Here is a 23639-nt window from a genome sequence, read left to right as displayed (position 1 = left end):
ATCATTAGATATTTCAACAACCAATACAGTGAATAGAATTTAATTATTTCTTCAAGAGTTAAGATCGATAATCTTAGATTTTTGGTTTCATTCAGCGCCGCCGGCAACCCCTATTGATGGTCTATGCAACAGTTAAAGATGCTGGCGAAGGATATTCGTAACGACGAAATCGAGCTAAAAACTAAAGCTGACTAAACCTCATCGTTGCGATATAGATGATTTACCGAATAATATGAAGTTTTTTAAGATGTCATTTTTAAACTTACTAAGGCGCTCCTGATGGTCCATAAATTCTGCAATGACCTCCGAAGCATGGAGTCCGGCAGCCGGGACATGCTTCGTCATCGCTTTATACTTGGTCGCCTTGTGATCAGGATCCATCAGCCTGATAAAATAATTACCCAGCCAACCTCTTTTGACGTTAACTGATGAGCCCCCCGGGTCTTTAGCTATAGTTGTAGTGATCAATGGCAAATAGTGCCGGTGGTAAGTGTTAAGATGTTCCAGGCATTGCGTCATGCTCCAACCGCCATCAGCTGATGGCCGATCGAGCGTATCGATCGAAAGGTTTTGATAGACCGATATGGCCTGGCGCAGAGGTTGTTCGGCCAGTTCATGCAGCTGATCAAAGAACCTGGTCCGGTCTAATTCTTTTTGATGATCCATAGGACAAAATTGCGATCATAAAAGCGAATAAATGTTGGTATTTACCATCATTATCAAATAATGGCTCTATTGATCAGTTTGCTGAAATTGGTTGCGTCAATACCTAAATAGTTGGCCAGGTATTTATGAGGTATCTGCTGAAGGATATGAGGACTACGGGATATTAGTGTTCGGAATTTTTCCTCCGAACTAAAGCATTGCAGTTCCACCATTCTTTGTAAAAGCCCGCTGATCGTAGCGGCCAGGGAAACCTGTATAAAGTTGTCTATCGCCCGACTCGAGCTCTGCAGCAGCCTGATCTCTGAAAATGGGGCGTACAAAAATTCCGACCGGCTCAGCGTTTCATAAAAATATTTCGAAGGCCGGTCTTCCAGCATCGCATCCAGTACGCCGCCGAACGATGGCGCATAGGTAAATACCAGGGTCGCTTAGCGTCCTTTTTCATCAAAGTATAGACACGCTGCACGCCACTTAGCACAAAGTAGAGATGTTTTTCACGTTCACCGGCGGCCGTCAGGATCTCCTTACGTTTGGCACTTCTCGGTTTCCATAGGCCGGCGAATTGTGACAGATCATCATCCGGCAAGGGTGACATGGCGCTGATGAATGCCTTGAGTTGTTGTAGCTGATCCTGCATCACCCAAATCTAATGATAAGAAACAGTAATTGGTCAGCCATTCACTTTATCCTGCCCTTGATTCTGAATATCTTTCAAAGAGGCACTTTTTAAGTATGTTTGGTGAAGAACTATATTTAGCTATGAAAATCAGATCGCTGATCATCTTTTTACTCTTTATATCTCATCTACTAAACGCTGAAAGCAAGCACCTAACACGCGTTGTTCCTTTTAGAGATGACAAGTCAACAATGGTGCTCAGGTCGCCGGATAAAGCACTACAATTAACACTTGGTCTCGGCCCGCAGGGTGAGGTAAATTATACGTTTTCGGCCCATTCAAAAACGTTATTAGCGAACTCCGAAATGGGTTTGAGCGGTCTTGGCAAGGCTGCGAAGGTCAACTTTTCCCGCCGCTCCGTGCGGTCGGTCTGGACACCGGTATGGGGGAAAAGAGCTTCGGTACCCGACCGCTACAATGAACTTACCCTGGATATGAAAGTTTTTAAGATCATCGCCAGAGCCTACAACGACGGCGTTGCTTTCAGATATGAGTTCCCTAAAGAAAAAGCGATAAATGATCTCACGCAATTCAATTTCAAAGGGAACTACACCGCCTGGTATTATAACGGCGAACGGGCTAACATCGGTCCGGAAAAATTAGCGGACTGTGACGGTACACGGTTACCGGTGATGACCGTCAAGGCAGATGATAGCAGTTATCTCGCTGTTCATGAAGCTGATCTGTCATGGGGGGAGCCGCTAGTCTTACGGTCCAGAAAGAACGAGACCCTGTTCACGATCGCCTCAAAGCCCAGCAGTTCGTGGAAAGTGATCATGTATGGTACCCGTCCCGGCGACCTCGTCGATTCGCATCTGCTGGAGTTATTGAACCCGGAACCTTCAAAGGACCTTGACTTTTCCTGGGTAAAGCCAGGCGTTGCCGTTTGGGACTGGCGCATCGCCGGTGCGCAGATCGATAGTTTCAAATACGACATGTCGCTCCCTTCCTGGAAAAGAATGGTGGACTTTGCCGCGGCCAACAATATGCGGTACCTCGCGCTGGATGCCGATTGGTACGGCCCCGAATTCGGGAAAGATTCCGATCCGCTCAAAGGTGGTAAGGTCGCCCAGGTACACGAGATCATCAGCTATGGCAAGACCCGGAATGTCGGCATCTGGCTATATTTGAATGATGTCGGTGGCCGGAGGTTCCCGATCGAGCAGACCTTGAAACAATATGGTGACTGGGGTGCTGCCGGGATCAAATATGGTTTCATGTCAGGCAGCCCGGCGGAAAAGAACGTGCGCACCCGTATGATCACCGAATTGTGCGCAAAGAACCGGTTGCTATGCGACTTTCATGATGGCCCGGTACATCCTTACGGCCAGATGCGGACCTTTCCGAATGCCGTCACAAGGGAGTATTGCCAGGCACAACTGGATGGTGCCACCGTACTGGAGCCTAAAACCTTCGTTACTTCCGTATTCGTGAACATGCTCGCCGGCCCGCTGGATATGAACAATGGCTTGGCGGACCTGAGCCAGAAAGGAAGAACCCATGCGCCGGCCTATGCGACAAATACGACCCTGGTCGCGGAGGCCGCCCGGACCCTGATCACTTTTTCCGGCGTGACGGTCATACCTGATATCCCCGAGCATTATCAAAAGCACCCGGAGATCCTGCGATTTATTTCCGCTCAAAAAATGCCCTGGCTGGAAAGCAGAACGATCAAAGGAGAGATCGGCGAATACATTGTCATGGCGCGGCAGGCTTCAGATAGAACATGGCTCATTGGCGCAGCCACCAATGAGTTTTCCCGGGAGCTGGCTATACCCCTGTTTTTTTTAAAGAAAGGCCGATATGAGGCTGTGATCATCCAGGATGGAGAAGATGCCGATTACCGGATGCCTACCGAAAGCTATAAGGTCTCAAAAAGGCTGGTAGGTAAGGACGACACTTTGCTTGTCAAACTTGCACCCGGCGGTGGTGCATGTATCATGATCAAACAGTTTTAAAGCTTATTGTCATCTTTCAGGTCACCACGGTCAAAGACCGCTACATTGAATGGTCAGTTGGGTCGATGAGGAAAAAATTACCTGCTTTTGGGAATAAATTGCGGCAAATGTACCGCCATATCAAGCCCGCTTGCTTTATCAAAATAGCCTTTGACGAACGCATAGCTCCGGCTCAGGGACCGGTCCGCTTGCTCGGTTGAGGAGGAAATAATGATGATATCGATCCATTTCTCTAATGAGCGGTGAATGACGTTGAACAGTTGCAGGAAATTTCTGCCGTTTAAACCGGGCATTTCCAGGTCCAGGAAAATGATATCCGGCAGAAGATCAGCATTCTGGCGCTCTTCAATGATCATTTCCAGCACAGGTTCCGCCGAGAGGCTGTAAGCAACGCTTTTATAAACCTGATGGCCACGCAGCTTTTGCTGCAGGATAAGATGATACAACGGGTCATCGTCTATGACCAGCAGGCTTGGGGAAAGGGTATCGGACATGTGCTTTATATAGCGATCTTTGCGCCATAAATTTCAGATGATCTGATCCAAGGCCGAGGCCTCGAAACGTATCGAGGAGCTACAGCACAAAATAGGTGTGGGTCAGAAAATAGTTAAATAAAAAGCGATCCTAAGGGCTGCTTTTTTATTTAACATTGACCGGCCCAGTCATCATCATCCTGCGGCATGCGAAACAGTATATAGACCAGCCAACAGACCGTTATCACACCCAGCACTTGCTTAAGCAATTCCGGGGATCCGTGTTCGGTCAGTTGCCAAGTGCTGATGATCACGACCATAGCGATCGTTAGCATTGTCATAACCAGCCTGTTATTCATCATCGATCTTTAGATTTTTTTGGCGGAAAACTTCGCGAGTGATCAGACTGCAGTTAGCAGCCAGTTCCTGGAGGCTACAGCGTTTGGTCATGACTTTGGCCGGCAAAGCACCGTCTTTTTCCATCAGATCGATATGCAACAGGCCCAACTCATTTAATGGTTCCTTACCCGCCAAACTGTCGAACAGGGCTTTGGCCGCCAGCCGATCATCGCCTATACCAAATTCACCGAATACGTCGAAACCCGTCACGGTCTTTAAACTAAGCAATAAAGAAAAGCGATCTTCCATAACCTCAAAATTTAAGTAGTAAATAGAAGGGTCCTGCAAGCAGAACCCTTCATAGAACTAATACACTTTAAAATTACTTGATATCGATCTGACGACGCACTATTTTAGCTTCCTCGCGTTTAGCGATATCGATCTTCAATACGCCGTCGGTGTAGCTCGCTTCAATATTCTCGGCATTGGCGCTTTCAGGTAGCGTGAACGAACGCACCCAGGAAGCGTAGCTATACTCGCGCTTGCTGTAATTCTTTTGCTCATCGCTGTTTTGCGCACCTTGCTCAACAGAAATGTTCAGCACATTGCGGTCCAGGTTCAGCTTAAGATCTTCTTTCTTCAGACCCGGGGCCGCCAATTCCACATGAAAGTGGTCCTCAGTTTCGCTGATGTTGGCCGCAGGGACCCGGCTGGTCAGGCGGTCATTGAAAAAAGTGTCGTTGAAGATCGAATCGAATACGTCATTAATGCCTGGCAAAAATGAACCGTTGTGACGTTTGTCAGAATTGAATTTAACCAGTGTCATAGGTCTTTCCTCCTTAATTTAATAAGGATCAAAACTTATAATTAATTAAACTGGTGATCGTCTTTCAACCTATGTGCCAGTGCGCATAACACCGATGTGGACTGAAAAAAGATCAGAAAAAATGATTTTTTTTCATGTCAGGAATGTCAAAATTTCACTTGACCGTTCATTCACATATCCTCAACGAACTCATCACGGATCTGGCTAAAGCGACAAAAAAAACCTATATTTCCTGGATATGTTAAAGCTAGCGAAAGGTGAGTATTCGGGACAGGTGAGCAGTTCGTTCGCCGCAGGCGGCTTGCGGGTCACCCTGACGGATTACCGGGCTGAACGCTTGTGCTCTCCGCTGCATACGCATGAGAACGCCCACTTAAGTTACAGCCTGACCGGGGACGTGCTGGTCGGCCGGAAAAGGCTGAACGGTTTACTGACCAACAGCGAAAAGTTCTCTTATATCCGTGCCGGAGAATATCACCAGACCCAAATGGGTCCGGGCACCGGAAGAAATATCAACCTGGAGCTAGAACCGGCCTTTATGCAGCAGTACGAGCTTAAAGAGAATCATTTAGAAACACTGACGAACACACCGGGCGCTGGGCTGGTCATGTTACGTTTGCTCCGTGAGCTGGATCTTCAGGATGCCGGTTCTCAGGATCAGGTCCATTTTCTCACGCTTAGTTTACTGCAGGATCAGCAGGCGATCGTGACGAGCCGTCCACCGTTATGGGTCAACATCGTCCGCGAATTCCTGCACGATAACTGGGACCGGGAGATCAGCCTGCGCGAGTTGTCGGATATCGCCGGGGTACACCCGGTAACGATCTCCAAACATTTCGGACGCTATTTTGCCTGTAACCTGGGCGAATACCGCCGCCGCCTCAAACTGGAAAAGGCGTTAGCCCTCCTGTCAGACGGTAATTATTCGCTGACCGAGGTCGCTTACCACTGCGGTTTCTTTGATCAGTGTCATTTCATCCGTGCTTTAAAAGACGAGACCGGTTTTTTACCCAAACGTTTACGCGCCTTGACCACCGGCTAATTTCATCCTATTTTAGTGCGTAGCCTAAAGCGATCTTCGTTGTCTAAATCATGGGTACTATGAGCTTATTTAAAAGGTTAGTTTTCGTGTTGCTATCGTTAAGCACACCACTTTACGCACAGGAGCAAAAAGGCATACTGGTCAAAGGCAAGAAAGTCACCGCGACCATTGCGGCCGGGCAGCAACATATTTACCAGGTCCATTTAGAAAAAAATCAGTTCGCTTTAGTCCGTATCGTGCAGCATGGTGCGGATGTCAAAGTCAATACCTATGATCAGAAAGGCAGGCCAATAGGAGAATTCGACGGCGCCAACGGAAACAGCGGTCCTGAAGAAGCAACGTTGATCTCTGTCGAAAAAGCCAGCTACCGTATCAGCGTCACCGCCCAATGGACCGGCGGAGATCGACCCTATTATGAGCTTACCTTAGCTACGGTCAGATCCAAAGCGGCAAATACAGCAGGGCGGATTGATGAACTCATGGCAGCTTTTGACGATCCGCGATCCCCTGGCGCAGCGGTCGCCGTCCTCAAAGGCGGTAAATTGGTCTTTGAAAAAGCCTATGGTATGGCTGACCTGGAGCATCATATCCCGCTCCGCACAACCACGCCGCAACAGATCGGTTCCATTACCAAATCTTTTACGAATTATTGCATGTTCCTGCTGGAAAAAGCCGGTAAACTAAGTATGGATGACGACATCCGACAATACATACCTGAATTACCCGATTTTGGCCACCGGATAACGCTCCGGCAAATTTCCCAGCACACCAGTGGTCTGCGGGATTATGCGACCTTGCGGGGTATGGCGCGATACGAGATCGATACCTGGGAAATGTTCTTTAAAATGCTGGCCCGCCAGCATGACCTGAATTTCGTTCCTGGAGAAGACGTGTTATATTCTAATACGGGTTGCACACTGTTCGCAGTGATCATACAGCGCCTGTCAGGACAGTCCTACGCGCAATTTGTCAAACAGCATATTTTTGATCCGCTAGGTATGCAGTCCAGCGCTGTCCAAACCGAACAAGGCCAGCTTCTGCCCGGCATCGCAGCTTCCTACGACCGGACCGCGAACGGCCCGAAAAAGCTATATGTTCTGGGCGACCTCTATGGCGGCACCGGCGTGATCTCGACCGCCCGGGATATGGCCATTTGGGCCAAGCATTTACTACATCCCAAAACCAATGCCGATATCATCCATAAAATGGCCTCGCCCGGAAAACTGAATGACGGCACATTAACGACCTTTGGCTCCGGTCTCATGATCGCTGATCACCAGGGACACCTCGAGCTGGGGCATTCCGGCGCTGTCGCCGGCTTTAAAGCCCATGTCGGCATTTTCCCCGATGATGATATCGCGGTCGTCTACCTGGCCAACAATAATGACGTCAATTCCCGCCCTATCGCACGCCAGATCGCCGAATTGTATTTCAGTTCCAAAGGTAAAACGAGCACCGCCCGCAAGCTGGTCAGTGCCGCATCACAGAAAACCGCCCCGGCACCGGAACCAGTTGATAAAAGCCAGCTTGTACTCTCGGAATACACCGGCTTATTTTACAGCGACGAAGTACCTACAAGCTACTGGTTCAAGGTCATCGACGGACAACTGGTCATCCAACCCGGTTACAATAGCGACATGAAACTGACACCGGAAAGCAAAGACCGCTTCAGCGGGGCCTTTGACGGCACTGTTGAATTTAGCCGCGATAGTCTAGGCCATATTTCCGGCTGCCGGTTCACTTTTCCCCGGATGCGAAACCTGTATTTCCGCAAGCTGCCGGTCAACTGATCGAATTCGGCGCGGAATTCTTGCGGAGAAAGTTTTTTTTTCCTGAACAAAGTACTGAATGAACGGGCATATTGGCGGCAGGTCCGTCCAGACGTTTTATCTGCCCAAATAAAAAGCTACGACCCCATGGCGAGGGCGACACAACTGGATGATCAGATACCGTGAGCTTCAAGAAAAAGCCGCCTTACATCAGTGATAACGAGGCGGCCCTATAGATTTCAGTATGGCGAGGCATACGGTGTGAACCATGTCATTAATGGATCTCTGTTACCAGATCAAGGCGGCTTCGTCTCACTTTTTTTAATTCGACCAGCCAGTCTCCTTCTTCGGCACGGTAACCCAAGGGTAATAAGATAACGCTTCGTAAATTTCTGTTACCCAGGTCGAGGATCTCATCGACCGCCTTCGGGTCAAATCCTTCCATGGGTGTGCAGTCCACTTCTTCGAATGCGGCGGCGATCAATGCAGTGCCTAAGGCGATGTAGGCTTGACGGGCGGCGGCCTGGTAGTTCGCTTCCTGGCCACGATCGGCTACGATCTTGAGAAGTTGTTGTCTGTAATTCTCCCAGCCTTCATTTTTAAAGCCTCTGATGTCGTTGGTCAGATCGAACATCATATGGACCCGGTCAGGGGTGATATCATCCCAGGCGGCGAAAACCAGCAAGTGCGAACAGTCGGTTATCTGTGCCTGGCCCCAGGCTACCTCGCGGATACGCTGGCGGATCTCGTCATTGGTAATGAGGATCAGCTCGAATGGTTGCAGCCCGCTGGATGTTGGCGTTAACCTTACCGCTTCGAGGATGCGCTCGATCTTAGCTTGGGGCACTTTTTTAGCCGCATCGAATTTCTTGGTCGCGTAGCGCCATTGTAATTTTTCATTGAGTTCTTGGCTACCGGCTGGTAGCTCTTTTATCAGATCTTCTTGCATGGTGTTTATCCTATTTGTTCCCACAAAATTAGGAGGTCACCACGCCTCAGATCGTATACAAAAGACAAGAAAAACGGACTATTGCTTACCGGACCGGGTTATTCTTTTCCGGATGCGCGACAGGGATGTGGGCGTGATCCCTAAATAATTCGCAAGGTAATGTTGGGGTATATTTTGGATCATTTCGGGCCGGCAACTGATGAGCGCTTCATACCGTTCTGCGGGGGTCTTCGTGATGAACGCCGCTAACCTGTCCTCATAACAGAACACGAGCTTTTCGGCGATCAGTCTGCCTAACCGTTCGATCTTGTGTCCTATAACGGGATGATCTAATGCAAGCTCCCAGTTCTGCCGGTCAAAAACCGCCACCAAAGAATCTTCTATTGCCTGGATACCAAGAGAACCAGGCTCCTGACGGATAAAACTTTTATATGAACTGATGAATTCGTTGGGAAGGGTCACGTACGCGGTGATTTCAACGCCATCTTTGAGATGAAAAAGTCGCACCGAGCCCGATATAAGAAAACCCAGATGTGCACACACCGAACCGATCTCGGCAAAATGGCCATTGCGTTTGATGTTGATCAGCCTGATATGACCGGTCAAGACCTCCCACTCTTGGTCATCGAATACCACCCATTGATCGATCTCCTTCCTGAACCGCGGCAGGTGATCATCAGCTTTTGGAACGACCTTGGAAATTTTCATATTCAGTGCTTTCGAACAAAACTACCCGATGCCTGCAAATTTTGTTTCACCGCATTGTAAATTGTCAGCGTTCTAATAGCATTTTTCGGGTGTGACCTGTCGGATACCTGTCAGTTAACGGGTAATGAAAAATAAAATACGGACCCTTTTCCTTCCTCGCTTTCGACCCAGATGTTTCCGCGGTGTTTATGAATGATCTCTGCGGCGATGAAGAGGCCTAAACCAAGGCCTTCGAATTTTCCCTTGGGCAAAGTATCGACCCGGTAAAAACGGTCAAATACCCGCTTGAGTTTTCCCCGCGGGATCCCGATGCCATGATCACTGACACTGATCTCGAACCTGTCCGATTTGCGGTAAAGCGCTAATTTGACCTGTGCGTTACCCGGCGAGTATTTCAGTGCATTACTCAGGAGGTTCTTAGCTACCTGTCCGATCCGTCCTGCATCGGCTTTCACCGCCGGCAGCGCTGGTTCAGCGTTTACCTCGATAACCCGCCCCGGAGTTGCCGCCTGTACCGCTGCCGCCGCTTCCCGCAGGCATAGTTCCAGGTCCATTTGCTCAAAATGATATAATAGTTCGCCTGCCTTGATCCGCGTCAGGTTTAGCATGTCATCGATCAGGGCCAACAGTTTATTCGTCTGCGGTTGGATCCGCCCTGGACAGCTTGTTCGAAGGCTACTCTGCGGAACTGGTATTGGCGTTTGATAAGATATTAGCCGAAGTGGCGGATTGGGAAAAAGTACTCGTGGGTGTAACGCCGAATTGTATTGTCTTTACCCGGAGGGTGGGATTCCTGATCATTCGTCCGATGAAAAAATGGCTGGACATTAAATTTTATTCTGCCGTGGCACTTTCGGCGAAGCCGGTCATCAAAAGCATCAAAGTGGGTAATAAATACGAGAACCATATTCGCGTTGATGCATCAGATGACGTAAGAGCGGGTTTATTCGTCTACATTCGTGGATCTTACGAATTAATGCGCAAGAAACGCCAGGAGGACGTTGGATTTAACGTTAACTGACCTCTAATAAATGAAAGCTCTCAGCCATTGGCGTTTGTCAAAACATTCAACACTTGCATCCGGTAGAGCTTTCCGATCGGAATTACATCGCTTCCTATGTTAATTTCATCTTGGGTATACGAATCGATCTTATCCAGCGATGTAAGATATGAACGATGTACTCTGATGAATGACGCCGCCGGAAGCATGCTCTCGAGGGAAGTGATCGCGTATTTAGTAATGACCGGTCCTTTGATCGTATTTATCCTTACATAATCCTTTAAGCTTTCGATGTATAGAATATCGCCAAGCATGACCTTGACCATTTTGCGATCGGCGCGAAAGTACAAGAAAGCATGATCCATTTTTTCCTGGGTGTTGACCAGTGGTTGGGCTTCGTTCTTGACTTCGTGCTCCGGCAGTGCTTTCATAACCGCTTTCAGAAACCGATCGAAACGGATAGGCTTGACCAGATAATCTGTAACATCCAGTTCAAAGGCCCTGACCGCATATTGTTCAAATGCCGTCGTCAGGATGATCTTTGGCGGATAAATAAGTGTGCTAACCAGATCTAATCCCGAGATCTGTGGCATCTGAATATCCAGGAACAGCAGATCGATCTGTTGTTGTTTTAGCATACCAATGGCTTGCACCGCATTACCACATTCCCTGATGAGGGTAAGCATCGGTAGCTGAGCGATATAACGTCGCAAGACCTCCCTGGCAGGCGGTTCATCGTCAACAATGAGGCAGTTGTATTTCTTGTTCGGTTGCATGATAAACATTTTTGACCACTTGAGCAGGTGCGGTTGCCAGCGTGATTGTCAGATTGACAATGTACATTTCTTCTTCATCATTGATCACCAGTTTATGTTTACCGGGATACAAAAGCTCCAGACGTTTGCGAACATTGGCGATCCCGATACCGGGGTTCATATTGCTGATGGTGGCTGGCTTGCCATTGATCAGCTTCATCGACAGTTCGTTATTGTTTATATGAACAGCGAGACTGATCCAGGGATGCTCGGTCACCTGGCTTGCACCATGTTTGAAGGCATTTTCAACGAAGGGTAAAAGCAATAATGGGGCGATCAAATGATCGGTAGATTTTGGCATTTGAATCGATAGGTCCAAACCGTCATCATAGCGCATCGACTCCAGCTGAAAATAATCTTTTATCATTTTCAGCTCTTTGTCAAGCGGCACTAACGGCTTGCTACAATCGTAAAGGATGTAGCGGAGTAGTTGAGATAGGCCCATGATCATTCCGGATGCCTTCTCGGATACTTCCTGTGTGAACGAGTAAATATTATTAAGCGTGTTAAATAGGAAATGAGGGTGTAGCTGTGCTTTCAGCATTTGCAGTTCAGCATTAGCTTTTTCCTTTTCCAGCGTCAGGGCAGCTTGCTGCCTTTCATAGAAGCACTTCATCAACTTGATAGCAGCGGCTACACCTCCTACCGTAATACTCCCGCGCAGACCAGCCAGCATGGCTACACCGAATTGTACATAAAATGCCGGATGAGGCTCACGGGCAACGAGTGGCGATATCTTATCCGCATTGAGATGACGAAAGTAGTCGATCACTGTCATGGATAAGACCGCTGATAATGCCGCCGTTAAAAAAACTAAAAGGGCCGCACTTATAGTAGCCCAGCCATATCGGCCAGGCAGCACCAGTTCAGGAATGACCAGATACATCAGTGTGTAAGCCAAAAACATACTTGGGATCAAATACATCAAGGTTTCCGGCGATGTGATGAGCAGGCGATGGAAAAATGGTTGTCGCTGCAATGCAGGTGACGGAGAGAACGAGTATAGCAAAAGTTGGAACAGGAACCAGAGCAACCAAAAGCTGAAATGCCGCGACAACCGCCATTTGATACGGTTGGAATAAATAAATGGTAATTGCTGCATCGAACGTAATTATCATACTAAGATACACATAGGCTATCAAAGCGAACTATTTCCGGCGACTTATTCGACAAACGTAATTAATCAGTCTATCAGATCATTTCGTCGACGACGAAATGATCTGATAGACAAATATCAGCTGTATGTTTTCAAATTGACAAGGTCGGGCTACATTCCAGATTTCATATAATCAACGCCGCTAGATTTGAAATAAAAACAATTACTATGAAAGCATTGATCACCTTAATTTTTTTGACCTCTTTATCGCTTGGTGCGTTCGCGCAGACCGATACAACGAGCTATCCAAAAGAGCGACAAGAAATCCGGCAACTCCTGCGCAGCCAGGGACCCGGTACAAACATCGATTGCGCGGATATGATCGCAGTTGGGCCTAAAGGCGATATTTCCTTCACCCGGCAGCAATGGATCGAAGCGCAGAAAAAAGAGAAGCTGGTGTTCAAGTCCCTAAGGCCGGTACCTGGCAATGAGTTCATTCGAATTTACGATGGCACGACCGCAGTGATAAACCTGCTGATCAATGTAAATATCGTGGTAGATGGCCAAGATATAAATATCAAGGTCCGTCGGTTGGAAGTATATCATAAAACCGCTGGCAACTGGTGCCGTGTGGCCGGCCAGGGTACGCAGGTAGATGAGAACCTTTTCCCTGTGAATAGCAAATAACTTAACAACACTATGATCATAAAAATAAGCATTTTATCAGCTGTTCTGTTACTCTCTATCAAATTCTCCATGGCTCAAACCGCCGTCGAGACCGAGATCCGCAAGCTGGATCAATTGGAAGCACAGGCTACCATCAGCGGTGACACCATTACGCTGAAAAAGCTATGGTCGCCCGGCTTTGTGGTAAATAATCCGGCGAACATGGTGGTGAACATTGCGCAGATACGGCAGCTCATGAAGGAAGGCAAGATCGCCTATACAACTTTCAGTCGTGTCATCGAAAAGGTAACCATCACCGGACCGGTGGCAGTAACCATGGGTTATGAAGAAAATGAGCCCGAAAAAGCGACAGACAATGTAGGGAAAAAAGTTACCCGCCGGTACACGAACGTCTGGCTAAAAGAAAATGCAGGCTGGAAGATCATTGCACGGCAGGCCACCATCATTGATGTGAAGTAAAGAAGTTTAGAACATAAAATAACACTATGAAAAAAATAATTCACCTGCTGATCACAGTATCAGTATTGCACCTGCTTTTATTAAGTATCGGTTGTAAAAAAGATAAAACACAGAAAGACCCGGATAAAGACACGAAAGGCCTCTACAGCTTTTCGAACACTGAATATACCGGCCTTGCGAACATTGGCAATCATTATTACCCCGTCCGCTGTCTTTACGTTTCGGGGCAAAGGATAGCGTTACCGCGTGGTCGCATTTGACGCTTAGTGTATGGCGCCGGGGCGATGTGCATGGCAAAATAACAAAAGTGGAAGAGGGTGCTCAAGGCGAAACCACCGTTACGATCCTATTTGATCTGCCAGGGGATGAGCAATTCAATTCGCCGCAGGTGTATACCATTTCTGCTGATAAGAAAACCATCACCGGTGGCTCATCACCTATTATCTCCATGGTAGACATGAAGTTATTCCCCAAAGATGCGCCCAGTGTAGTTGGTGTTTGGTCACAGCCGGAGCATCCTGATTGGTTTCCGGATGTCAATATTGTCGCATTTGAAAAAAGTGGGCAAACTAATTATAACCAGGGTGGTAAACCCGTGTATTACGTTTACGATGAGAAGGTACTTTGGAGAGAGAACTATAAACAGGATGGTTCACGCATTACGTTCGCTGGTGTAAACCCGGATATTGCCGAGCCTTTAACAGCCAATATTCCTTACTATGGCGTTCTCTCCAGTGATGGGAAGGTATTATATGTTGACGCCTACGACTTTGGTTGGGCCCGGATCACAACGACATTAAGTACCATTGAATGGTATGGGCCTAAAAGAGTGACGCCATGGCTGATCAGGCAATAGCTTTGGTTAATTACTTTGCGCGCAAGAAGCCTCGAAAAGCTATAGCGTAAACTTACAACCTACGCTCAAACGGACGCAAAGTTGCTCATATATCGTTAGATTAAAGGACGTTCGTGGTGAGCTCCTTATCATGATGACCAACAGTCATCATGATGACAGTTCAACTTGCCGGTCGGTAATAAACACAAGATTTTCGCGCACCTGTACATACCATTAAGTGTAGCTTTTAGCCGATTTTCCCGGGCTGCGTGATGAACCGTTAGAGTCGAATATAAATATCCGGCGTTTTTTGGCTCTGATGTTGCGCAAATCTCTTAAAAATGTCCGCTTACTACTGCAACTGACTCTTGTCCCACTAGTTCATCCGGGATCTTTTCATCACCGTTTTGTGGCCCTGAACCTACTAAAAAGGTTAAGCCGTAGGCTATAAGCAATAATGGTACGGACATCCAAATAATTTGATGAATGCCGAAGTATGCTATCATGAGGCCGCCTAATAACGCACCCAAAGAAATGCCTATATTGTAACATGAAGTCAAGAGGCTGTTAACGAATTCCAATGCCGAATGTGGCACGCTTTGAGTGGTACGTATATTAGGAACCAGGAACCCGCCTGTATGGATCATTCCCCAAAGAGAAACGATAATTATCATAGGTATAAAAAAGCCGCCGAAATAGTACGCTAAAATTTGAACGCCGATCAGTAAAATATAAAATACCCGGCTTGTGAGCATTACCTTTTTGGCGATGGCCCTACCGATCAGCCAATTTCCAACAATACCCGTGCTGCCGAATAAAAGCAGCATGATGCTGATCTGCGCGCCGTTCATCCGCGAAATCTTTTCGAGGTAGCCTGCCAGGTAGCTGTAGCTTGAAAACATAGCGGCAAGTGTCAGGACGGTGGAAACAAGATTGATCCATAATTTAGGCTCCCGCAGCACATGTGTTTGGCTTTTGGCGCCTTGCTCTTTATTGCCAGGAATTGAAGGGATGAAAAATAGTAAACCCAAAAAGGCAACGGTGCTGATCATACTGGTCAGAATAAAAGATGCCTGCCAGTTATGAAAGAAATCCGCAGCATAAGTAGTTATCGGTACGCCCAATACCGTAGCAATGCTCAGTCCAGTCATAACTACAGAAACGGCTTTGGCACCATTCTGTTTAAATGCCACGGCAAGTGATATGTTCCAGAATAGCGGATGGAAAAATGCCGGCAGTATCCTGGCGATCAATAACACCGTAAAATTAGGTGAGAAAGCCGAAAGCAAGTTTGACAGGATAAACACGCCCAATACAAGGCACAGTAAAAATTTGCGGTTTATCTTTGTTGTTAAGGCGGTTATAAACGGGGATGATATAGCCACGGTCAGCGCGAAAGCGCTTAGCAGCCATCCGGCTGTTTCAAGTGACACCTTGAATTCCCGACTGATGGTCGGTAGTATTCCAATAACACCAAACTCGGTGGTAATGATGCCAAAAGCACCTAAGGCAAGTATATATATAGAACGGTTCATTTATTTATCTATTTAAATATGTCGATATGTTTGAGTTGCAGTATTTTCTGTCTGATCGGAAGATGTTAATCTTTAAGATCGTTTAAGCAGTTTATATATTCGTTAAGCACTTGCTGGTTGAGCATGTATTTAATGTTGCGGCCTTCTTTTTTCGAAAGCAATAGATCGGCGTCTACCAGCTGTTTAAGGTGATGCGAAACAGAAGGCTGCGCAAGATCAAGCAGATCATTTACTTCGGCACAATAAAGACAGTCCTTCTTCTTTTTAAATTCCTGTAAAATAGCTATCCGGTTAGTATCGCTTAATGCCCGGGATATTTTCTCTATTTTTTTGATGTCCATATTTTTTTGCATCATTTGGAAAGATGATCTACTTGTGCAAAGGTACTGCAACCATTGATATATCGAAATCTATCTATCTATTTGAATTTAACCTGACAAATTTTTGCTACACGTCATCAAGCATATCGTCAAAAGAGTAGTTAAAGCACATCTATCATCAAATGTTACTAAAGTATCTTTAAGGGTGTGTTTTAAATCATTTGGAATCACTACATTTATTAGAACGTTTGTTATGAATCATTTACAAAAGATCGCATTAGCTTATTTGTACTCAGTCCCTCTGGCTACAGCGGGCATTGGATTCGGGATCGGGCATGCGGAAGTACCGCTTTACACAACGCTATGGGCTTTGAATTTCTGCCTGATGTCAATAGCCATTTGGCAGCTTAAGACAACTCGATCAATAGGTATTGACTCGGGCTGGACAAATGCTGCCTTGCTTTTAATTGTTCCCTGGATGCTGTTCCCACTATTTGCAGGCATGGGTCCACCGCCACTAAAACTGGCGGATTGGGTGACTACGGCCACTGAGCAACAGGTCAGGTATACCGTCCTTATCGCAGGAGGTATCATTGCTTTTATGGGTTTTGCTTTGCTGAGAGTGAAATTGCAGAAACGAAGCGAAACGGTATTCTCCACTTTGGGAATTACAGCTGTAGGTATCGCTATTCCTTTATTCATTTTGAACATGATATTTTGGGGTTATTACCTCACTGATGCTTTCAAAATTTTTGTCACATTACCACAAGGCAAACGGCCGGATTGGTATCCGCCTGTCAAAACACTTTTTTATCTTATTTCCGTGATCGAAGTCGTTCTGATATACTTTGCAACCGCCCTTGCCATAGTGGAGTTAGGAGAGGTTAGAAATGATGTTATCATTAAATTAACATGCTCGCTTCAATCGTGCCAAAAATGATGGTGCTGCTTTATTTGGTCAATCTCATTAAAAAAGTTTGGAATCCAATATATTAAAAAAAAAAGACATTACCTCACGATGTAGAAAACCAATTAGAGGTAATGTCTTTTTTAGTGTTATTGAAGGATAAGCAAGCCATGTTTTGGGCAGCCCAAAACGACTTGTCGGGACACCCGAACCCAATATGCTTCACCATGTTCAGCATATAAAGAAAGAAAATCCTGCGCATTGATTTGGTTTGGCATTTTGTAAAAGTGAGCACTGTAATTATTTTTGATAATAACTCTAATAGGTTCCAAACGCATTATGAGGAACAAAAAATTATTTATGCTTAGGAAAATGTCAATACCCAAATTAACAAGTAATGACAAATCCGCCATAGGGTTGATTGTTTTGTGGACGATCATTTATCTCCTCACGCTGCTTGGAGTGCTCCGGCCACATTAGTAAAATCTTTCGGTACTACCGAAGTACTACCGAAAAAATATGGAACAGGCTATAGAACTTTGTACTCAAAACGGTGCATTGGTATGGCAAGGCCTAAGATACTACAGGACAAGAAGCGTGTTTTTAAAATAACCATCAGGTTAAACGTGGCCGAACGGCTTCAGGTTCAGCAATCTGCGAAGGCTGCAGGTATGTCCAATTATCTTTTTGCCAGGGAAAAGTTATTAAAAGGGCGCGTTCCCGAACCTAAAATGGCGCGCATCGATATTGATGTTTATGTCGAACTTAAAAAGATCGGGACGAACATCAACCAGCTTGCTAAACACGCCAACTCCGGCAGGTTTCCTTTTGGTATAACGTCAGCTTTGCGGAAGCTTTCCGAGCAGCAGCATTTCATCATTAAACTATTACTGAATGATAGCCAGTCAAAAGATCGGTAAAAGTTTTATGGGAGCTTTGCTGTACAATTGGCACAAAATGTTACACCCGGATAAAAGTAAGCGGGCTGAACTTCTGGATAGTAATTTTTCTTCGGCAGATTTACGCATCATCAAACAAGAGGTGGATTTAGTGCGCAGTTTAAGACCCTCATTGAACAGGTATGTTTACCATACCAGCCTTAATTTTGCACAGGAAGACCAATTGGATAACAAACAACTGTTGGCGATAGCGCATCAATACCTACAAAAAAGCGGCTACGACAATAATCAATACTTCATTTTCCGGCACAACGATGCCGATCATTTGCATCTTCATTTATTGGTAAACCGTATCCGGTTTGACGGAAGCGTAGTTTCGGACAGCCAGAACTACAGAAAAAGCGAAGCCATATTAAGACAATTGGAGTATCAGTATAATATCGTAGCGGTAGAGCCGGATAACAATCCATCAATAAAACAAAGTAATGCTATAACGAGTGAGCTGAATAATACGTGTGCAGGGACAAGAAGAACCATGAAAGCGCCAACTAAGAGCGAGCTGGAAATGATCGACCGGACAGGCATCGTATCAGAAAAACTATTACTACAAGAAAAGATGTTACTGTTGCTGCCATCCAGCCGCATTTCTTTACAAGATTTTATCGAACGCTGTGAGCGTCATGGAATCTCTTTACTTTTTAATCAGGCATCTACAGGTAGAGTTAGTGGCATCACTTATTTTCATAATGATTTTAAGATACGGGGCCAGGCATTGGGCAACCGGTTTAAATGGAGTGAAATTATTAAACGCATAGACTATGAACAAGGCAGAGACAGCGCGGCGATTAGCGCAACAAACGATAGGACAAGAGCAAAGTACGACCAACAGGCAGCAGCAACCAACGGAACTGGACACTTCCCTACAGGATTTCCTGCAAACGATCAAAAACCTTACGGAGAAGACGTCCATCAATCAACCGCTCATGAAAGAGATCATACAGCGGCAGGAGAAAATAGAACAGGAATTGACGAAAAGCAAGGCCAACCACCGGGTACTGATTTACATCGTCTTATTGACAGGGATATTGAATATGATCGGTTGGATACTGCTGTAGGTATTCAGATCAGCGACGATGTTGATGACGAGGCAATATTTGGAAGGAATAGACTAAAAGAAAAAAAAGCGCGAAAGAACAGTCGGTAGTGTCCTACTTCTTGTAAAAGGGCGATGTAGAAAGGAAATAGGACGAAATCCCCGGCTCATTGGTTACCCTGATAATGTCTACGATCTCACCGGGGCCGAGATGGCTTTGCGCCAGGAAACCGGCTTCATTGTTAATGGACGGATCTGCACCTTCAATATCAAGCCCAATGATACAATGCGGTGCTATTCCGGAAGTCGGATCGTGTATCCAGCCCAAGTAAGCGGCCTTTACCGCCGGTTTGGTAGCAAACAGTATTTTTAGCGATTCAACCATCTTGTGCGGGTATTTCTCTGGTTGCCCGATGAGAACCTGAGTTTCTTTTTCAATCGTGACATGCTGGTGTTCGGGTTGCAGCACGGTGCCGTTGAGCAGGTTAGTAATCTCGGCAGGAAGCAACTCCTTTCCGTGATCCGAATAGGGATTAAGGATGAAAGTAGCGCCTGCGATCATTTTAAAAAGGTCTTCACCTTTCATGGCGACGAACGGAACCGTTTCTTTTACTACGCCCTTATCGAATATCCTGTCTGTTGAAGTAAACACCGGTATTTTACCGTCATTGAGGGTGGCAATGCTAATAGTAGTATCTTGCTCAAGCGTGTGGTTGCCTTGCGTCATGTCGTTTTTTTTCGTGATAACCACAAGTTCTTCGGAAAGTAACAAGTTGTAGAATTCGGGCCTGTAGGCGGGTTCGGTAGCTGCTTTCATAAGAACCGCCTCCAGTTTGTTTGCAGGTTCAGCCACTTTGGATGTTGCAGTAACGTTCTTTTTCAGCCAATCAAAAATGCCCATGTTTCTGTCTATTCAGGGTATGAGTGATAATGATTATTGTTTGTGCTTCAACGTACTTTTTAACAGTTCAACCTTTTCCTGTTCGCTTGCAAGCAGACGCTCGTATAGTTTCTTGTTTTCCTCCAATACTTCAAGCCATTTTTCTACAGGATTAATATTGAAAGTACCTGCACTGTTAATAAATGCATGTTGATGAAAAGTATTTGAAATTACATTAACGGCCATTTCGCCGTCGAAATTCTTTATAGCTTCCTCAGATACTTTTAAAGCTTTTGCAACCTCGCTTAAAATATCAGGATCAATCGTTTCCTTGGCCTCTAACAACGAAACCCTTTTTTGGCTCCAATCCTCGCCCAACTCGATGGCAAGGGCTTCCTGTTTAAGCCCCAGCATTTCACGGAAACGTTTTATGTTGCGGCCTTGATGGATTGGATTCGGTCTTTCAGTTGTTGTGCTCATATTCGATGTAGGGTGTAAAACAAAGATAATAAAATTTAAGACCGCCAAGAAAAGCCTTTTTTGAGTTACCCGCGAAGATATTTTATGCCATTTAACTTCCCCGATAGAAAACAGCCGGGATAGGATAGCAGTTGAAGCCTGCCGTACTTTGAAAAGATCAACGCAAAGTACCATGATCAAACATCATCATTACCAACTCGCAGCGTCCTACCAACAACTACAGGACTTCCTGCCCCGGCTCATCGAACGTTACAATCCTGATCGCATCATCTGTTTCGGTTGTGTCAGCTACAGCACGGCCTCATCAGGCTGTTTTCGCCATCCTGCAACGGATCATAACACCCATTACCATTTACTGATGGTTACGCAAAGCACGTACCGGATGGAGCATAATGTCCAGGATTATGTAGCTACACACTTTCATAAAGGTACAATCACGATGTTGGTTCACAGTAAAGAAGCAGTGGAAGGTGCGATGACAAATGGCCCCGGCTTTTTTAATAAAGTCTATAAAGATGGCGTGGTATTGTATGCCCTTGACGGAAAACTGGTACCGGATTTCGACATCCCTGAGATATCACCGCTTTTATTATTACAACTGGCCGAAGAGCATTACAGCAGCCGGTCAACGATGGCAAAGGGATTATTCAGATCCGCGCAAGAATGCCTTACAAACAATAATGCGACGGCGGCCATATTTTTAATCCACCAGGTGATGGAACAAACATTGGTGGCCTTAGTTAGGGTACATATCGGTTACCGCGCGGATATCCATCACTTAGGACGCCTGCTTAACCTCTGCAAATGCTTTTCTGATCAGCCTGCCAATCTGTTCCCGCTACATACGAAACCGGAAAGGCGTTTATTCCAGTTGCTGCTCGACAGCTACTCCGGTTCGAGGTACAGCACGGATTTCCATATCAGCATAGAAGATGCAAATGCCTTGTATAGGCAAGTTGCGCAATTGCTTAGCCTTGCCGACAAGCTCTGTTCCCGTAAGCTCAATGAGTTGAAGTTGACAGCGGAAGCGCCTGCGCCTCTTGATTTCATGCCGGGATTACCGGCTTCCTTACACCAGTAGTTATTATACTATTAATTCTCCTCAAATTATCGCCGCTATGATTAAGAAACCAACCCTGCCAACGATACTGCCACCTGATACCTTTTTCTTCAAGATTCCATTAGAAAATGACCGCCTTTTATTAGGTAAAGAGGTTGTTGACAAGTATTATGAACCCTTACCCCGGGATTACCGTTCACTGCACCGGATTAAGTATGACTATGTTCATTTCGCTAACGATATACTAACCGTTAAGTTAGAGCTATTTAAAGAGAAGGCACTGAACATCTACCTGCACGTGGAGCCCGAGGAATTACACGTGGCCTGTGATTGTGGCATGCCGGGCGAAAAGCTATGCGCCCATGCCTTCTTTGGCTTGCATAAACTGATGTGGCGTTACGACGAAACAGACCTGAATCATTATTACTGGCCGGGCATCATCGGTAAAGGAAAAAACAAGGAAAGGTTCGTAAAAATAACACAGAGTACTTTTCAACTCGACATCCGGCCCAGAAAAGAATACGGCCTTGTTTACAAGCCGGGCTTTGGCTTCCCGGAACTGCACGACCTCAACCTCGAAAAGCCGCAGGAAACAGTAATAGACACAACAAAAAATAACGGCAGCACGCAAGTAATGGGCTTTGCCCTGCAATTCAACAGCAGGCAGCATCCGACCAGTCACCTGCCTTTTCTGGTGCCTTATATAGCGACAATGAACAAGAAGGGTGATCAGGTTGCGTATTATCATAATTACCTGAGAAGGGATAAACCTAAACCTCATCACATCAAACAAACCAATAACCAGATCATGTTACAGGAGTTTTGTTATGACCAATGGGAAACGGCCAGATCAACAGGCCATCCTGATCGGGAAGGACATGCCGCTGCCTGGAAAAAAGCAAGTGTGGTCATGTTTAACCTGTGGCGAAAGATCATCCCGAAATTACAGCAGGAAACATGGTTTCATTCCATTTATTCCTACGGTTTTAAGAACTGGCAGGATAAGCCGCGAAAATACATGATGCAACCGTGCCAGGTATCGGCCGGCGGTGTCGCTGTCAGTTTTTTATTGTCGGACAAAAATGATCATTACCTGTTGGAGCCGGTGTGCAGGATCAATGGTAAGGAAATGGGATTAGCGTACAGGAAAACGCCATTATTTATCGTGCATGCCGTGACCAATCATTATTATCTTGTTGGCTCCTTACAAGAGGACGAGTTGTTGAACTGGTTTGCCGACCACGGTAACCGGGTAACGATCCTGAAGGAGCATTTTGATGATTTCAGGGAACGGTTTCTAAACAGTTTGGCGGAGTGTTATCCTGTTTGTACTTAATAACTATGATGTGCTATTCAATTTAATAACAATGGATAATGATTTAATTGTTTTTCAACTGTTGATAAGGATTGCAAAAATATTATGCCTGGCTGCCTTCCCGGTGATCTTTATCAAAGCGTTTAGTAGATAACCTTTTCCAGTTGGTAGGAACGGGAAGACAGTAGATTTTTGGCTCACCGTTTGCTTATTCAATGCTATGATATTACAAATTGAAATCACCCCCGATCAAATCAAATCACTAGTGTCGCTAATTGATAAAAATTTGGAGCTTGAAAATATAAAAGCTCAGCTGATAGCTGCCGACGCTAAAACAGATGACAGCCAGGCCGGTGAGATTCCGGTTGAGGGCGATAATGAGTTTATAAAGCGGATGGAATAGATTAAGTCAGTGCCTCCATCTCACATGGCCATTATGGTTAATTCCTCCCCGGTCAGGGCAAAGTAGAGGTTTTGAAGTTGGTGGACGTATTGGATGCGATAGTTACAAACTTGAAAGCCGTAAAACATAGGCTGCAGTGTTTCGCAGTCGATGTATATCTCAAGTCCATGTTTATGATAAATAGGGGAATCGCCGTCATTTAGAACTACAACATAAAATCCCAACATTTGCAGCCATTGATCATTTAAGATAACCGGCTCTCCACTCGCGTTTCCCAGCGTGTCAATATCGGCATAAAAAGGATCTCCATGAAGTTGTACAATATTTCCAATACGTAATTCGGTAGGTTCCATTAAAGGCGAATCTACGGATTCTATCGTGTACAACTATTGCTGATTTATTTCGCCGCCGATTAAAAATAATAAATTTAGTAACCACATGTTATTATG

Annotated in this window: 30 protein-coding genes; 14 read left to right on the top strand and 16 right to left on the bottom strand. The window is 45.9% G+C overall.

Annotation, left to right across the window (positions count from 1 at the left end; translation table 11 throughout):
- Positions 1 to 198: 198 nt before the first annotated feature.
- On the bottom strand, positions 199 to 666 hold the full coding sequence (locus ABD894_RS17295; protein WP_345212321.1) for a DinB family protein: 468 nt from the start codon (positions 664 to 666) through the stop codon (positions 199 to 201).
- Positions 667 to 1000: 334 nt separating this feature from the next.
- Positions 1001 to 1303: a cyclic nucleotide-binding domain-containing protein gene (locus ABD894_RS17290; protein WP_345212320.1), complete on the bottom strand. Its 303-nt coding sequence runs from the start codon at positions 1301 to 1303 to the stop codon at positions 1001 to 1003.
- 122 nt (positions 1304 to 1425) lie between these two features.
- Here ABD894_RS17290 and ABD894_RS17285 point away from each other — a divergent pair, with 122 nt between their 5' ends.
- The gene (locus tag ABD894_RS17285) at positions 1426 to 3300 is read left to right on the top strand and encodes a glycoside hydrolase family 97 protein (protein WP_345212319.1); all 1875 of its coding nucleotides are present in this window, start codon (positions 1426 to 1428) and stop codon (positions 3298 to 3300) included.
- Between the two features lie 77 nt (positions 3301 to 3377).
- Here the strand turns inward: ABD894_RS17285 and ABD894_RS17280 are convergent, their stop codons facing one another.
- From ABD894_RS17280 to ABD894_RS17270, 3 genes are all read right to left on the bottom strand, one after another.
- Positions 3378 to 3794 (bottom strand): response regulator, encoded by a 417-nt coding sequence (locus ABD894_RS17280; protein ID WP_345212318.1) that lies wholly within the window; start codon positions 3792 to 3794, stop codon positions 3378 to 3380.
- Between the two features lie 330 nt (positions 3795 to 4124).
- Complete coding sequence (locus ABD894_RS17275) at positions 4125 to 4421, bottom strand: hypothetical protein (RefSeq protein ID WP_345212317.1); 297 nt, start codon at positions 4419 to 4421, stop codon at positions 4125 to 4127.
- A 73-nt stretch (positions 4422 to 4494) separates the two neighbouring features.
- Positions 4495 to 4938 (bottom strand): Hsp20/alpha crystallin family protein, encoded by a 444-nt coding sequence (locus tag ABD894_RS17270; RefSeq protein WP_345212316.1) that lies wholly within the window; start codon positions 4936 to 4938, stop codon positions 4495 to 4497.
- Positions 4939 to 5176: 238 nt separating this feature from the next.
- Between ABD894_RS17270 and ABD894_RS17265 the strand changes: the two genes are divergently transcribed.
- Both ABD894_RS17265 and ABD894_RS17260 read left to right on the top strand, forming a co-directional pair.
- Positions 5177 to 5980 carry a helix-turn-helix domain-containing protein gene (locus ABD894_RS17265; protein WP_345212315.1) on the top strand — a complete coding sequence of 268 codons (804 nt, stop codon included), beginning with the start codon at positions 5177 to 5179 and terminating at the stop codon, positions 5978 to 5980.
- Positions 5981 to 6039: 59 nt separating this feature from the next.
- Positions 6040 to 7770 (top strand): serine hydrolase domain-containing protein, encoded by a 1731-nt coding sequence (locus tag ABD894_RS17260; protein ID WP_345212314.1) that lies wholly within the window; start codon positions 6040 to 6042, stop codon positions 7768 to 7770.
- 253 nt (positions 7771 to 8023) lie between these two features.
- Here ABD894_RS17260 and ABD894_RS17255 read toward each other — a convergent pair whose 3' ends face one another.
- The 3 genes from ABD894_RS17255 to ABD894_RS17245 form a co-directional block, all read right to left on the bottom strand.
- Positions 8024 to 8698 (bottom strand): NAD(P)H-dependent oxidoreductase, encoded by a 675-nt coding sequence (locus tag ABD894_RS17255; protein ID WP_345212313.1) that lies wholly within the window; start codon positions 8696 to 8698, stop codon positions 8024 to 8026.
- A gap of 78 nt (positions 8699 to 8776) precedes the next feature.
- The gene (locus tag ABD894_RS17250) at positions 8777 to 9406 is read right to left on the bottom strand and encodes a Crp/Fnr family transcriptional regulator (protein WP_345212312.1); all 630 of its coding nucleotides are present in this window, start codon (positions 9404 to 9406) and stop codon (positions 8777 to 8779) included.
- Between the two features lie 110 nt (positions 9407 to 9516).
- Positions 9517 to 10032, bottom strand: a complete 516-nt coding sequence (locus ABD894_RS17245) for a sensor histidine kinase (RefSeq protein WP_345212311.1) — start codon at positions 10030 to 10032, stop codon at positions 9517 to 9519.
- Positions 10033 to 10070: 38 nt separating this feature from the next.
- Between ABD894_RS17245 and ABD894_RS17240 the strand changes: the two genes are divergently transcribed.
- Complete coding sequence (locus tag ABD894_RS17240) at positions 10071 to 10427, top strand: DUF5655 domain-containing protein (protein WP_345212310.1); 357 nt, start codon at positions 10071 to 10073, stop codon at positions 10425 to 10427.
- Positions 10428 to 10447: 20 nt separating this feature from the next.
- Here ABD894_RS17240 and ABD894_RS17235 read toward each other — a convergent pair whose 3' ends face one another.
- Positions 10448 to 11182, bottom strand: coding sequence for a LytR/AlgR family response regulator transcription factor (locus tag ABD894_RS17235; protein WP_345212309.1), 735 nt, complete (start codon positions 11180 to 11182; stop codon positions 10448 to 10450).
- Positions 11145 to 12323, bottom strand: a complete 1179-nt coding sequence (locus ABD894_RS17230; RefSeq protein WP_345212308.1) for a sensor histidine kinase — start codon at positions 12321 to 12323, stop codon at positions 11145 to 11147. The genes ABD894_RS17235 and ABD894_RS17230 overlap by 38 nt, the downstream gene beginning before the upstream one ends.
- Before the next feature lie 222 nt (positions 12324 to 12545).
- Here ABD894_RS17230 and ABD894_RS17225 point away from each other — a divergent pair, with 222 nt between their 5' ends.
- From ABD894_RS17225 to ABD894_RS17210, 4 genes are read left to right on the top strand one after another with little or no spacing between them, the layout of a single operon-like run.
- A complete protein-coding gene (locus tag ABD894_RS17225) occupies positions 12546 to 13004 on the top strand; it encodes a nuclear transport factor 2 family protein (RefSeq protein ID WP_345212307.1) in 459 nt (152 codons plus the stop codon).
- Positions 13005 to 13016: 12 nt separating this feature from the next.
- The gene (locus ABD894_RS17220; RefSeq protein WP_345212306.1) at positions 13017 to 13463 is read left to right on the top strand and encodes a nuclear transport factor 2 family protein; all 447 of its coding nucleotides are present in this window, start codon (positions 13017 to 13019) and stop codon (positions 13461 to 13463) included.
- Between the two features lie 26 nt (positions 13464 to 13489).
- Positions 13490 to 13723, top strand: coding sequence for a hypothetical protein (locus ABD894_RS17215; protein WP_345212305.1), 234 nt, complete (start codon positions 13490 to 13492; stop codon positions 13721 to 13723).
- Positions 13720 to 14319 carry a hypothetical protein gene (locus tag ABD894_RS17210; RefSeq protein ID WP_345212304.1) on the top strand — a complete coding sequence of 200 codons (600 nt, stop codon included), beginning with the start codon at positions 13720 to 13722 and terminating at the stop codon, positions 14317 to 14319. The genes ABD894_RS17215 and ABD894_RS17210 overlap by 4 nt, the downstream gene beginning before the upstream one ends.
- 314 nt (positions 14320 to 14633) lie before the next feature.
- Here ABD894_RS17210 and ABD894_RS17205 read toward each other — a convergent pair whose 3' ends face one another.
- A complete protein-coding gene (locus ABD894_RS17205) occupies positions 14634 to 15833 on the bottom strand; it encodes an MFS transporter (RefSeq protein ID WP_345212303.1) in 1200 nt (399 codons plus the stop codon).
- A 65-nt stretch (positions 15834 to 15898) separates the two neighbouring features.
- Positions 15899 to 16174, bottom strand: a complete 276-nt coding sequence (locus tag ABD894_RS17200; protein ID WP_345212302.1) for an ArsR/SmtB family transcription factor — start codon at positions 16172 to 16174, stop codon at positions 15899 to 15901.
- 232 nt (positions 16175 to 16406) lie between these two features.
- On the opposite strand from ABD894_RS17200, the gene ABD894_RS17195 reads away from it, so the two are divergent.
- Positions 16407 to 17093 carry a hypothetical protein gene (locus ABD894_RS17195; protein ID WP_345212301.1) on the top strand — a complete coding sequence of 229 codons (687 nt, stop codon included), beginning with the start codon at positions 16407 to 16409 and terminating at the stop codon, positions 17091 to 17093.
- A 116-nt stretch (positions 17094 to 17209) separates the two neighbouring features.
- Here the strand turns inward: ABD894_RS17195 and ABD894_RS17190 are convergent, their stop codons facing one another.
- Positions 17210 to 17473 carry a hypothetical protein gene (locus tag ABD894_RS17190; protein ID WP_345212300.1) on the bottom strand — a complete coding sequence of 88 codons (264 nt, stop codon included), beginning with the start codon at positions 17471 to 17473 and terminating at the stop codon, positions 17210 to 17212.
- A 15-nt stretch (positions 17474 to 17488) separates the two neighbouring features.
- Here ABD894_RS17190 and ABD894_RS17185 point away from each other — a divergent pair, with 15 nt between their 5' ends.
- Both ABD894_RS17185 and ABD894_RS17180 read left to right on the top strand, forming a co-directional pair.
- Positions 17489 to 17980 carry a MobC family plasmid mobilization relaxosome protein gene (locus ABD894_RS17185; protein WP_345212299.1) on the top strand — a complete coding sequence of 164 codons (492 nt, stop codon included), beginning with the start codon at positions 17489 to 17491 and terminating at the stop codon, positions 17978 to 17980.
- Positions 17955 to 19163 (top strand): relaxase/mobilization nuclease domain-containing protein, encoded by a 1209-nt coding sequence (locus ABD894_RS17180; protein ID WP_345212298.1) that lies wholly within the window; start codon positions 17955 to 17957, stop codon positions 19161 to 19163. The genes ABD894_RS17185 and ABD894_RS17180 overlap by 26 nt, the downstream gene beginning before the upstream one ends.
- A 4-nt stretch (positions 19164 to 19167) precedes the next feature.
- On the opposite strand, the gene ABD894_RS17175 is transcribed toward ABD894_RS17180, so the two are convergent.
- A complete protein-coding gene (locus ABD894_RS17175; protein ID WP_345212297.1) occupies positions 19168 to 19953 on the bottom strand; it encodes an enhanced serine sensitivity protein SseB C-terminal domain-containing protein in 786 nt (261 codons plus the stop codon).
- A 33-nt stretch (positions 19954 to 19986) separates the two neighbouring features.
- Positions 19987 to 20586 (bottom strand): helix-turn-helix transcriptional regulator, encoded by a 600-nt coding sequence (locus ABD894_RS17170; RefSeq protein WP_345212458.1) that lies wholly within the window; start codon positions 20584 to 20586, stop codon positions 19987 to 19989.
- Between ABD894_RS17170 and ABD894_RS17165 the strand changes: the two genes are divergently transcribed.
- The 3 genes from ABD894_RS17165 (at position 20585) to ABD894_RS17155 (ending at position 23190) form a co-directional block, all read left to right on the top strand.
- Positions 20585 to 21493 carry a HEPN domain-containing protein gene (locus tag ABD894_RS17165; protein ID WP_345212296.1) on the top strand — a complete coding sequence of 303 codons (909 nt, stop codon included), beginning with the start codon at positions 20585 to 20587 and terminating at the stop codon, positions 21491 to 21493. The two genes, ABD894_RS17170 and ABD894_RS17165, sit on opposite strands and share 2 nt — an antisense overlap.
- A 37-nt stretch (positions 21494 to 21530) precedes the next feature.
- Positions 21531 to 22808, top strand: a complete 1278-nt coding sequence (locus tag ABD894_RS17160; RefSeq protein ID WP_345212295.1) for a hypothetical protein — start codon at positions 21531 to 21533, stop codon at positions 22806 to 22808.
- Positions 22809 to 23007: 199 nt separating this feature from the next.
- Complete coding sequence (locus ABD894_RS17155) at positions 23008 to 23190, top strand: hypothetical protein (protein WP_345212294.1); 183 nt, start codon at positions 23008 to 23010, stop codon at positions 23188 to 23190.
- Between the two features lie 20 nt (positions 23191 to 23210).
- Here ABD894_RS17155 and ABD894_RS17150 read toward each other — a convergent pair whose 3' ends face one another.
- Positions 23211 to 23543, bottom strand: a complete 333-nt coding sequence (locus ABD894_RS17150) for a hypothetical protein (protein WP_345212293.1) — start codon at positions 23541 to 23543, stop codon at positions 23211 to 23213.
- Positions 23544 to 23639: the final 96 nt, after the last annotated feature.

Origin of the sequence: Mucilaginibacter gynuensis (genome assembly GCF_039541195.1) — a bacterium.
Lineage (GTDB): Bacteria > Bacteroidota > Bacteroidia > Sphingobacteriales > Sphingobacteriaceae > Mucilaginibacter > Mucilaginibacter gynuensis.
The sequence above is the reverse complement of the archived record's forward strand: the minus strand, read 5'-3'. Positions and strand labels throughout refer to the sequence as shown.